This window comes from Microbulbifer mixtoriginis (SeqCode) (genome assembly GCF_052467235.1).
Genome location: NZ_CP174305.1, coordinates 1,645,556 through 1,657,373, shown reverse-complemented (window position 1 = coordinate 1,657,373; position 11,818 = coordinate 1,645,556). Strand labels below are relative to the sequence as shown.

Genomic DNA, 11,818 nt, shown 5'->3' with positions numbered 1-11,818 from the left:
TCCTATTATATTCAAATGATAGAGCGTAAACGGTTGATATTTGTTGGCGAAAGATTATTATTCGCGACCTCAGCCGAGAAATATAATCAGTGTTTCGGTTTCAATACCGGAAAAGGCTGAAGTCGGCTAGCTTTTAATAATGCATTTGCCGAATATATCTAGCGCTGGAGTCGACCGGTGCAAGGGTATCTCGTTTTTCATTCGGCTAATTCGTAATATGCCGAATATAACATCACTTAACCGCCAGTAATCGGCTAGTGGTGCTGTTAACAATTTTGATATTTCGAATAACCGGACTCGACTCTGTGTCGGCCTCCGCCACAGTGTTTTCTCTGTATTTTTAATAACCGTCGTTGAGGTTTATTGAATGTTCCAGGAATACGAACAACTCGAACAGCAAATTGCCGAGCATCAGGCAAGAATCGAAGAACTGCAGGAGCAAATGGCTCAGGCAGAACGCAAAAAAGATGGCGTTATCGCGTTTGATAAGGCACTGGTTAATCTGGCTGCCGAATATCAGATGGAAGAAGAGGAATTCTTCGTTGCACGTGGCCGCCAGGTCGTTGAGTGGCTGGTAGACCAGCTGAATGATGAAGACGCTCCTGACTACGTACAGACTCTTAAGTCTCGCGTTGCCCGTCACCTGAAAAAAGAGGGTGATAGCCCCCGTCGCGGCCGCCGTGCTGCAGCTACTGCGAGCAAGTCTGCAGAGCCGAAGCTGGAAACCGGCCACTACCGCAATCCGTATACCGGTGCCACTGTAGAGAAGAAAAAGCGCAACCCTAAAGCGCTGAGCCAGTGGATCGATGAATACGGTCTGGAAACCGTTAAAGAGTGGAAGATCTAATTCTGCTCAGGTTTCCTATCCAGCATCGGTAATACCGGTGCTGGATAATCTCCACCAGGGTATTCTTTACATTTCTTAAAAATTTAAACGCATTCTCCTGTATTTCATCGAATATGGGTTTACTGCCCCTATATCCTTTGCATAACCTCCAACCACTATTGGATTGAGAGTATCTTCTTGTGTTTACCCGAATTACCAGTCTGCTAATCATTGGCTTTATAAGTTCGCCTTGGGTCAACACTTGGGCGGAAAGCGCGACATCAAATACCAATAGCCAGATCAATAGCCAGGTTATTTATTTGGTGCGCCATGGGGAAAAAGAGCTGGGGCCTAATGCTGGCAAAGATCCACAACTAGCAAAAGCTGGCAAGGCCCGTGCCGAGCAGTTGGCGCGGATACTCAAAGGTGTGGAAATTGATGCGGTATACAGCACCGATTTTACTCGTACCAGGGAAACTGCCCGCCCATTGGCTGAACAGCGAGGTTTGCCGGTACAAAGCTATGATTACCGTAAATTAAAAGAGTTTGCCGTGGATTTGGACCAGGCCGGCGATCGAATCTTGGTCGTTGGGCATAGCAATACTACGCCGGAAATGGTGGCCCTTCTTGGAGGGGAACAAGGTGCTCCAATTAGAGAATCCGATGAATACGATCGCCTCTATATTGTTATTCGTGATCGAGGCCAGGTAACCACTCTGTTACAACGCTATGGTAAGGACAGCAGACAACATCACGTAGCTGAACTTTCGCAAACGCAGTAGCCGCTTAGTTGTGTATACGCTAGTCGAGCAGCTCGCGCACAAAATCTCCAACAATCGCCGAGGCCGGTCCGTAGCGGTGTTCGGTGAAAGCATCACCCACACTGCTGGGTTCTAAATTTAATTCCACACTGTGTGCTCCCGCCAGGTTGGCACATTCTACAAATCCGGCAGCCGGATAGACATTGCCGGAGGTGCCAATACTGATAAACAGGTCGCACTGGCTCAGGGCCTCGTAAATCGCCTCCATTTGCAGCGGCATTTCCCCAAACCACACCACATGGGGGCGCAAGGTACCTGATAGTCCACAACAGTTGCAGTGATCGCTAACCAACAGATCCTCCCGCAGGGAAAACAGCTGGCCGCTGCTGCTGCAGCGCGCTTTGAGCAGTTCGCCATGCATATGGATCAGATGATGACTGCCGGCGCGCTCATGGAGGTCATCGATATTTTGGGTAACCAACAAAAATTCCCCGGTGAATTCTTTTTCCAGTGCGGCCAAAGCCTGATGAGCTGCGTTGGGTACTACATCTCCAGATATTAGATGTTGACGACGTTCGTTGTAAAAACGCTGTACCAGCTGAGGATTGCGCTCAAAAGCTTCGGGGGTAGCGACATCTTCGATACGTTGGTTTTCCCATAGGCCGTCGGCCCCGCGAAAAGTACGGATACCAGATTCTGCGGAGATACCGGCGCCGGTCAGCACCACGATACGTTGATATTGCATAGGAAATAATTTCGTCAAGCTGCTGTGATTAGGGCATAAAAATATATTGGACAGTTTACGGAGATCAATATTTTATCGAAAGCCTGAAAGCTTTAGTTATGTAGAGCAAGAAAAATATTACGGTTGATAGGCATAAATCAGATGGCCAAGTTAAAGCGGCCAAGATTGACCGCTTAATTTATTGAGATAACTTTTTTGGTTTCCTCAGTGTAACTTAAGACGAGGGCTCACCGCGCGGTTGGCCTGTCCAATGAGATAAAGCAACATCGCCTTTGGCCAGCCGTGGATTGCCGCCAGGTGCATGCGATAGAGTGAGCGGTAGGCAAAACCTGCAATACGCCCTTCTACGGTGAGACTGCCTTTTACCAGGGTGCCCATCAAATTTCCTACCGCAGTGTATTTACTCAGTGAAACCAGGGAGCCTCGATCCCGATAGTAAAAATGTTCCAGGGGTTTGTTCTCAATCAAAGCGATCAAATTGGAGGCGGTGAGTTTGGCCATCTGTTGTGCTGCTTGAGCGCGCGGCGGTACCCGCTGATCGTCACCATCGACGCAACTGGCACAATCTCCCATGGCAAAAATACTTGGATCAGTTTGAGTTTGCAGTGTGGTTTTCACCTCTATTTGATTGAGGCGATTAGTGGCGAGCCCATCGAGACGGTTGAGAAAATCGGGAGCTTTGACCCCAGCGGCCCAGACGCGAATCGCTGCGGGAATTTCCATGCCGTCACCGGTGGTGAGACCCGTGGGATTGGCACTCGCGATACTGCAACCGGTGAGTACGCGCACTCCCATTTTACTCAGTTCGCGCTCGGCGTTATTGCCCAAGCGCGCCGGCAGGGCCGGCAACAGGTGCGGTCCGGCTTCGACTACGGTGATATCAATAGCGTCCGAGCTGATTCGCCCATAGTTGCCCATCTGCTTGCTTGCATCCACCAGCTCTGCCGACAACTCCACTCCGGTAGCGCCGCCACCAACTATGGCAATCTGCAAGCTGTTCTTAGTGTGGGTTTCCAGGCGCAAAAAATGATTGAGAAGCTGCTGGTGGAATTTCTGTGCCTGCTCACTGCTGTCGAGAAAGACGCAATGATCGCGTACGCCGTGAGTGTGGAAATCGTTGCTCTTGCTGCCGATACAGAGAACTAAATAATCGTATTCCAGTTCGCGGGAAGCCACCAACTCATGGCCCTCGTCATCCAACACCGCCCCCAAAGTGACAACCCGACGCTTTCTGTCGAGAGACTGTAGGGCGCCGAGCTGGAATTCATAGCCGTTAGCGCGGGCGTGTACTTGATAGTTAAGGGCGTCCATATTGGCGTCTAATGCGCCAGCGGCAACTTGATGGAGCAGGGGCTTCCAGATATGGGTACGATTCTTATCGACCAGAGTAATTTGTGCTGTGGGAGAGTTGCGTCTTTTTCCCATGAACGGGGTAAAACTGAAATAGTGCCCGAGCCGCGTGGCTAGATGTAGCCCACTAGCGCCGCCGCCGATGATCACAATTTTTTTCATGGTGGGTGGTCTTCCTGTCGATTACTAATAAGCCGACTCCCCAATCTGTGAAGACCTATCGCCGCAATACATGGTTAGCGGCGCTTGTTTTGCTGCCAGTATCCTCCGCATTGGCAGTGATATCAACAGGCCCGAACAAGTGATGATAAATAGAAATAAAAGCGGAATGATTACACTTGGCTGTGTTCCGCCTCGCTATTGTGAGTGATTAACTGCCGCCAGTGGCCATCCCGACGCAGGCGTATCTTTGGCTGGGGGTTGCCCCTAGTGTTGATCACTCCGATGATGGCGGCCTGGCTGCAGCCACTCTGTAGTAGGGCGCGAACGCAGGCTTCAGCCTTACTGGCAGGAACAGCGGCGAGCAGGCCACCACAGGTCTGTGGATCAGTGAGTAGCGCCCAGTGTGGTAGGGATTGCCACTCCCGGGGGTTTTCCACAAAGGAATAGGCACTGGCGTTCTGCGGTTGTAGGCTGGATAACCAGCCGCGCTCAATGCACTGACGGGCGCCGGGAATCAGTGGCAGCGGCTCGGCGATTAGAGTGGCACTGAGCCCATCGGGTTTCAGCATTTCCAATAAGTGGCCGAGTAAACCAAAGCCCGTGACATCAGTGAGAGCGTGGGCGCCGTGTTGGGCGAAAACCCCGGAAGCGGCGGCATTGCTGTGCAGCATGGTCTCCAATGCCTTTTGCAGCCAGCGACCTTTGGCTTCTCCCATCCCCTCGGCGGCGAGAATGGTGCCGATGCCCAAGGGTTTACTCAATATCAGACAGTCTCCTGTGTGAGCCCCACATTTTTCCAGCAGTTGCTCGCGTTCAGCCAGGCCGTTCACAGTGAGGCCCAACTGCATCTCCGCTCCTTCGGCAGTGTGGCCACCGGAGAGTACGCAATGGTGGCGGTTGAGTTCGTAAATCGTACCGGCGAGCAGCTGTTGTAAGTCCCGTTGGGTGATTTCTTCTGCCGCGGTGGGCAAGGTGGCCAATACCTGTGCGCTCACCGGGCGGGCATGCATAGCGAACAGGTCAGAGAGTGCGTGCAAAGCGGCAAGTCGCCCGAACAGCCAGGGGTCTGCAACCGGGGCGCGCAGTTGGTCGGAACTCTGCACCAATAATTGCGAGGCGGGCAGGTCCATCACGGCGGCATCATCTCCGAGTCCGCGCAGTAGGTACTCAGATTGCTGTATGGGAAGCTTGGCCAGAGCGCCGCGTAGTACTTTAGGGCCTACCTTGGCACCGCAGCCATTGCAGCGCATGCTCGCCAGAGAGATGCCCTGGCGCTGGTTGAGTGTCTCGCGAGGTTGGGCGCTCGGCATCTCTTCCATGCTGATGGGTAGATCGCTAAAGCGCTGCATAAAGTTGCGATCAATATGGTCTTTCCAGCGCCACAGGGGGGCTCCCACTGCGGCAAGTCCATTACGCACCGCAACCGCGCGCTTGCCGCCACAGGCCAACAGGCTCAGAAAGCGCTTTTGCGGTCGGTAATTTTTCAATGGCTGTCCGGTGAGAGTGGCGCGCAGATTGTGAAACAGCACCGGCCCTTGCCGCACTGCGTAGACACCCGCCTTGGGCAGCGGCCCGGCGGAAAAACTGGCCACGTCACCGGCGGCAAAGATTTCCTGATGTCCCTGGGCACGCAGTTTACGGTCTACTACTACGAAGCCTTTATCGTCCAGAGCTAGCTGGGAATCCGCCAGCCAGGGGGGAGCACAAGCGTTGGTTGAGAGCAGCACCTGATCCAGGTTGAGTAGCTCGCCATTGTTGCTGCGTACGCCCTGCTCTGTAATTTCTGATACCGGCCAGTTGTGATGTATCTCTACGCCGAGGCTATCGAGCTCACGGGCCACTAATTTTCGCGCGAGAAAAGGATAGCCTTGGGGGATTTCATCAGCTCCGTGTATCAGGTGTATTTGTACGCGCCCGGAATAGATCTGCTCCTCCAGGCTATAAGCCATTGCCATGGCCAGTTCGCAACCACCGGCACCGCCGCCGACAATACCCAGGCGCAGAGATGTGCGATTTTTCTGTACATGTCTCTGCAGTTTTTGCCAGAAGTTGTAAAAATGTCCGATAGGCTTGATGGGGATTGCCAATTCTGAGCCGGGCAGCTCACGCACCGGGGTGGCACCGACATCCAGGGACAAGAGGTCGTATTCTAATGGTGGACGCCCGAGCAGTGATACCGTGTGCGCCTTTACGTCGATATGGTGGGCACAGGCCTGAATAAAACGAGCGCCTGCAGCGCGACACAGGCGCGCCAGATCGATATGGGTGTCATCCAGTGAATAGTGGCCCGCTACCATCCCCGGCAACATGCCGGAATAGGCGGTTTGGATTTGTGGAGAAACCAATGTCAGGCGCGCACCCGGCAGCGGGTTCATTGCCCACATTTGCAACACAATGGCATGGGTGTGGCCACCGCCGACCAGAACGATATCCTGGTAGTTAGGATGCTCCTGCATTTTTGCTCACTACTGATTTCTGCAACAGTTGCTGGGGTAAAGCCATTGCCCGCCAGCCAAATTCTCCCGCCGTGCAAATTCACTTCTGGATAAATTTTAGACAGCGTGAGTTGGGGCGAGACTGATCACACGACGTAAGCCTTCATTATCGCGAATCGCGACGCCAGGGTAAAAAAAACTGTGGGGCTGGTCTTTACTTTATGGGCTTGGCTGTCGTTGCAGCTTGCGTTCAACTCATTTCGCGGCGCGATTTTTCCAATGCCAACAGAGCCTGCCCGTCATAATGCCCGCTTTCATCACCTGCTGTGGTGGTTGATTGGCGGATTATTATTGCTGGAAGGCTTTTCATTCGTGCTTTCCGGTTTGGTACGCGATAAGGCCAGTTCATGGATGGCCGAGCGCGGACTGGATTTTCAGGCGCAACACTTTCGAGTGTCTCTGCTGGATTTAAACTTGTTGCTTGTGGATGCGCGCGCAATCAACCGCGAGGGGAGAGGATTTTCCGCCCAGGAGATTCTGCTGGATTACAGTTGGTGGCAGTTGCTGCGTGGTCGCGCCAATCTGCCTCGAGTCTCTATTAGTGGCGCCTATATGGATCTGCAATCTGTGCCGGGAGAATGGCGCAGAGAATGGGAGGTGGGCGGCTGGGATTTGGCACAGGTTGAGCGCAAGGATAGGGATTTTAAGCTGGCAATCGAGCGAGCACGAATTCGTAATAGCGAACTCTGCTATTTACACAAGCCCATCTGGTCTACAGCCTCCTGCGTTTACATTGGCGATATAAGAGCGCGGGATTTCACCCTGGGGCTGTGGCGCAAAGGAAACGTTCCCCTAAAAGTTGATATTGCCGCCGCTGGAATTGAATTACACGAATTACTAGCCAGAGAGAGAAAGTCTGCGCGATATAACACTACTTTGGCGCATCTGCACTTGAAGTCTGGGGATTTTCGTTGGCCTAGTTTGCGCACCGAAGCGGATGCCTTCCACGCAGAGTTTTTTTCCAGTTGCCCGCCACAACAGTGGGCCGATGCGATTCACGGATTACAGCGCCTGATCGGCCACTGTGCCGCAGCGCGTCGTCTGAAAGCCGCTGGGGATTTAAAATTTGATTTTGGTCGTGTCGCTATGGCGCAGTGGCGCCGTGCCAATGGCGAAGGCGTTATATTACGGCGAAGCGATCAGCGTTGGCAGGACTGGCGCGCAGAAACCATTGCTATCCGCGATTTTGATTATGTTCGTCCGATTAAACGGCTGCGCTGGCGTCGTGCGGGCGCTACCGCCTTCGATTGGTGTCCACAGCACTTACGCGATGCCAAGCACCACTTTTGTGTGCGAGCCACTACCCTGAATCTCCCCGGTCCTACCAAGTTTGACTGGAATCAACCGCTTAAAATAATTACCGGTCCCAGTCGCGCCCAACAGGTGCGCTATGTGGATGTCGCCCAGCCCCACAGGCAGCCTCTGACAGCACAGCAAGCTCGGCTGGGTTCACTGGAGTTTGATAAGGCCAGCCGAATTCTCTCGGTGGGCAGTTTATCCGTGAATAGTGCCAGCGGCTGTGTGCCCGGTGAATTGTGGGGTAAACCCGATCACTGTGTGCGCTTAACTGGTTTACGTGGAGAGGAAAAAGTGGCGCTGCGTTTTGGTTCGCAGTCAAAGTCGATTCCATGGGGAGCTGCTAGTGGGCCAATGTATCTGGGACAGATGCAGCTAGAGGGATTGGCAGAAGAGAGGCTGCGACTGCGTCAATTAAAGTGGGGGGGTATCGACACTTTAGCATCGGATACACCTTACTCAATTCAGGATTTTTCCCTGGAATCCTTGTCTGGCTGCTTATCGCGTGGCTTGCTGCCTGAGGGCCTGGGGCCCTTGTGCGCCCAACTCAACAGTCTTAAGGGACAGGGTAACTTTGCCCTGCAAACGGGTGAGGATGGGTATGCCATTTTTGGCAAATTGGGGGTGCAACGACTTATGTTGGGGGATAGCCCCAGCGGTAATAAAGGGCTTTTATTACAGAAAATGGCCAACGGCAGCGGATATTTTCGCCGTGAAGCCGTTGAAGATCCCTGGGCTGCCAGCGCCATGGCATCAAGTATCGGTCCGATAGAGGCGGATTATGGTACGGAGAAGGGCAATCTAGAGGAACAGGGGCCTCAAGCCAGTAACCAAATGGCCAGTGTCAACGCGCCAAACTTCAAATTGGAAAATGCCAGTTTGCAGCGCTTAGATGGTTGCTTACCAGATTCTTGGGCACGGTTAATTTACCGGGATTCCCTGCCGCTTGAGAAAATGCCCACTTGCTTTGACTTTCGTGACTTGCGCCAACAACAGCCTCTTCGCATTGCTTGGCGCGGAGGCTTTGATATTGCCACTGCAGAATTTTCTATCGAGCGTGCTCTGGCACACACAACACAAAATCGCTCCCTGCTAAATATTGAAGACCTGAATTTCCCATTAGTTAGAATCCGTTATTTACCGTCTGCGGCGCTCAGCACTTATATCGCCTTGCCTGAAAGTGCACTGGAAATACTGGATATTTGCCTACCGGATATCGCGGTACTTTCTGATATTCACATTCGCTGCATAGACCTGCAGAAGTTGCATTTAGGCGAAGCCTTCCACTTGGAGTTTGGTCGACAGCAAGCATCGGCCAATTTGAATGACTCCAGCATTGCTCAGATTCAACTGCTGGAGATGGACGGAATAGCTGCACTGGATATTCAACAGCTTTCTCTGCCAGAATTAGAATTTCTCTGGTCCCGCAATGGTGCTGCCACTTCAGAAATAAAGTTTGACAAGCTGTCTGCAGAGTCCCTATTGGCTTGTCTCCCACAGCGACAGGGCATAATGGGAAAACTCCCCCATTGTATATACAGTCGGGACTTGCACTCTATCAATAGCAGTGGGGTGTCACTGGGAGTGACGGAATTTACCCGTGCTGCCTCTGCCGAGCCCATTTGGCAGTTTGCAAAACTTGACATTCCTCGGATTTATTTTTCCCCCGGCTCCATCGATCTCTACGATTTAACGATCGACAATATCTTAGTTTGTGGTTTACAGCGCCTATTCCCTCGTGAAATCGATAGGGCAAATCTGGCTGACTGTATTGAAACACCACAGATAAAATTTACGGGTAACCCAATTAGTATCGGCTTTGAAAGTAGTATTGATCGGATTAGTTCTGGCGCTGTTTACACTGGTCCAATCGCTTTTTGGCAAAAAGGCGGAGATTTCCTGCAGGCAGGCCTGCAACAGTTGAGTTGGCGGGGAGTCAACTGGAATGGTGGGAAGGACTTTTCTGTTGCCGACTTAAAGATTCTCAATACCCGGGTGTGCCTGCCAGACTCCGGCAAGATTGTAACGATAGAAAGGCTTGAGCGATCCAGAGCTGGAGATACGCAGAGCTGTTATGGCGTCGATGAGCTGTATATGCCAGGTTTGCAGCGCGTATCCCTAAGTCGGCCTTTTACTCTTGAGGGCTCCTTACATTTAGCTGGTCTCTCTATTCCACGCAAAAATACTGAGCCAATTAAAATACCCAACTTTCAGCTGGATAATATCTCTTTTGAGGGGGAGGCGCTGGTACGGGTGCAGGGTGCCAGTGGCTGTTTACCCGCCGGACTTTTGAAAGACAAAAATATTGCCCCTTGTTATCAGTTGAGCCAATTACGCTTGGGAGGTATGGAAAGTCAACAAGGGGCGACCGGAAGGATTTTTCTGCTCAGGGACATCAGTGTGGCGGAAATACAAATGCATGAGAAGGGCTTTACGCAAGCATTGTCTTTCCCGTTGTTGAAGACGCAGAGATTGCAAGTGGAGCAACTGCGTTTGGAGGGGCGAACTATAGGAGTACAACAACTACGGCTTCTGAGTATTGCCAGCTGTATTCCCGCCGGTTATTTTGATCAAGGGATTCATTGCTTCAAACTCGGAGCCGTTGAGTTGGATGGTAACTTCAGTGGCGTACACGGGCTAACTCTTCCACTGTTTAAGGTTGAGAATATTGATCTTTTTTCACCACGAGGCGAATTATTAGTAGAGGGGGAAAGTATTGAAATTTCCCACTTTTCTCTGAATTCAGAAGAATGGTACTTCGCCTGGGGGGAGGCCGTACATTTCCATTTCTTCAACCGGGATCCTGGTGTTCCCGAGTTTGAACGCCACAGTACCATTGGGGACTTTAGACTGTTGCATATTAAAGGCTTGAGTTTCCATAAGCGTATGGAGTTATTGACGATTGATTTTATCGATTTCCTGCGCCCACGTTTTATCTTGTTGAGGGATGAGCAGGGTCAGTTTCCGGTAACCTGGGAGATTGCCGAACTGCGAGGGATACCGATTAATCAATATCTGCATAGGAAGAAAAAACACCGGCCTCCACTCTTATACCATATTGGTGATATCCACCTACGCCATGGTACTTTTACCTGGGTGGATCGAAAACATGAGTTTCGCGCACGGCTGCCAGTACGCGATATCAATCTTAATCTCAGCGATATCAGTAATGTGGGGGAGCATCCTCCAGCTGTGATTGTCGCGAATGGCCGCCCCGGTGGATTTGGCGATATTCAATTAGGGGGGACAATAGACTACTTGGGGCAAAAAAAATGGAATGCGGATCTGACCGGTTACTTAGCTAATGTAAATCTAATACCGGCTACGCCTTATATGGCCAAGCTACTCGGTTTCAAGATACTGCAGGGGCAGATGGATGCGGTGGTGAATATCCATGTCTATGAAAATCAATTAAATGCCTTTGCCGATGTGGTGTTGGAAAAAATAAAGGTTCGGCGTGTACGAAAAGATGATCAATTACCAGTTAAGAAGAGGTTTATCCCTCTGAACCTTGCCCTTTGGTTGTTAAAAGATGGTAAGGGGAATGTGAAATTTGGTATGCCCGTAACCGGCAATATCCGCGATCCAAAGTTTTCTATGGAGTATGTCTTCAGCGAATTATTACATAAAGCCATTATGGATGCTTTATTTAGTTACTTCACCCCCTATGGTATTTATCTTTTGGCTAAATTGGCCTGGGGGCGATTTATGGCGAAGTCCTTTGATTCCATTGATTTTGCTCCCGGCAGTGCGGAGTTAAGTGGTTTAGCGCTGGCACAACTTCAGCAAATGGTCGCAGTGTTACATAAACATCCGGATGCCCGTCCTGGTGTTTGTGGTATTGCCAATGCCAGGGATTGGAATGCAATGTACCCAAATTCAACAATTGGTCTACGCGGTAGTCGCAGATTTTTATCAAATTTCTACCGTAGGCCGCCGATTTTCTTGCGTGAAGAATTTGAGAAGCTAGCCTTAGAGCGCAGTCGAAAAGTTGAGCGCTATTTGATTGATGCAGGTATCCCAGCTGCTGAGCTTATTCCTTGCGCACCGGATTATATGGGACGTGACTTTGGTGATCCAAGAGTTGAATTTTCTAATTAATATCAGTGACTTATTTCTAAGGGAAGTTGATATTTGATAGGTGCTTTATTCTCTATGCTGGAGATATATCATCCTCTTGGAT

The 11,818-nt window shown here is 51.2% G+C and carries 6 protein-coding genes; 3 read left to right on the top strand and 3 right to left on the bottom strand.

Features of this window, described 5'->3' with window-relative positions:
- The first annotated feature begins 367 nt into the window (after nt 1–367).
- Complete coding sequence (locus tag ACJJIO_RS07255; protein ID WP_252083443.1) at nt 368–847, top strand: DNA binding protein; 480 nt, start codon at nt 368–370, stop codon at nt 845–847.
- 179 nt (nt 848–1,026) lie between these two features.
- Nucleotides 1,027–1,608 carry a SixA phosphatase family protein gene (locus ACJJIO_RS07250; RefSeq protein ID WP_444910601.1) on the top strand — a complete coding sequence of 194 codons (582 nt, stop codon included), beginning with the start codon at nt 1,027–1,029 and terminating at the stop codon, nt 1,606–1,608.
- A gap of 19 nt (nt 1,609–1,627) precedes the next feature.
- On the opposite strand, the gene cobB is transcribed toward ACJJIO_RS07250, so the two are convergent.
- The 3 genes from cobB to ACJJIO_RS07235 all read right to left on the bottom strand — a co-directional run bounded on the left by cobB (nt 1,628) and on the right by ACJJIO_RS07235 (nt 6,300).
- Nucleotides 1,628–2,332: a Sir2 family NAD+-dependent deacetylase gene (gene cobB, locus ACJJIO_RS07245; RefSeq protein WP_444910600.1), complete on the bottom strand. Its 705-nt coding sequence runs from the start codon at nt 2,330–2,332 to the stop codon at nt 1,628–1,630.
- Nucleotides 2,333–2,536: 204 nt separating this feature from the next.
- Entirely contained in the window at nt 2,537–3,844 is a 1,308-nt protein-coding gene (locus ACJJIO_RS07240; protein ID WP_444889295.1) for an NAD(P)/FAD-dependent oxidoreductase, read from the bottom strand.
- A 170-nt stretch (nt 3,845–4,014) separates the two neighbouring features.
- On the bottom strand, nt 4,015–6,300 hold the full coding sequence (locus ACJJIO_RS07235; RefSeq protein ID WP_444910599.1) for a slr1591 family oxidoreductase: 2,286 nt from the start codon (nt 6,298–6,300) through the stop codon (nt 4,015–4,017).
- 258 nt (nt 6,301–6,558) lie between these two features.
- On the opposite strand from ACJJIO_RS07235, the gene ACJJIO_RS07230 reads away from it, so the two are divergent.
- Nucleotides 6,559–11,736, top strand: a complete 5,178-nt coding sequence (locus ACJJIO_RS07230) for a DUF748 domain-containing protein (RefSeq protein ID WP_444910598.1) — start codon at nt 6,559–6,561, stop codon at nt 11,734–11,736.
- Nucleotides 11,737–11,818 lie beyond the last annotated feature (82 nt).

Bases quoted from the DNA above. Each gene is read 5' to 3' on its own strand.
- cobB (WP_444910600.1), bottom strand. From the start codon at position 2,332: ATGCAATATCAACGTATCGTGGTGCTGACCGGCGCCGGTATCTCCGCA.
- ACJJIO_RS07235 (WP_444910599.1), bottom strand. From the start codon at position 6,300: ATGCAGGAGCATCCTAACTACCAGGATATCGTTCTGGTCGGCGGTGGC.
- ACJJIO_RS07255 (WP_252083443.1), top strand. From the start codon at position 368: ATGTTCCAGGAATACGAACAACTCGAACAGCAAATTGCCGAGCATCAG.
- ACJJIO_RS07240 (WP_444889295.1), bottom strand. From the start codon at position 3,844: ATGAAAAAAATTGTGATCATCGGCGGCGGCGCTAGTGGGCTACATCTA.
- ACJJIO_RS07230 (WP_444910598.1), top strand. From the start codon at position 6,559: ATGCCAACAGAGCCTGCCCGTCATAATGCCCGCTTTCATCACCTGCTG.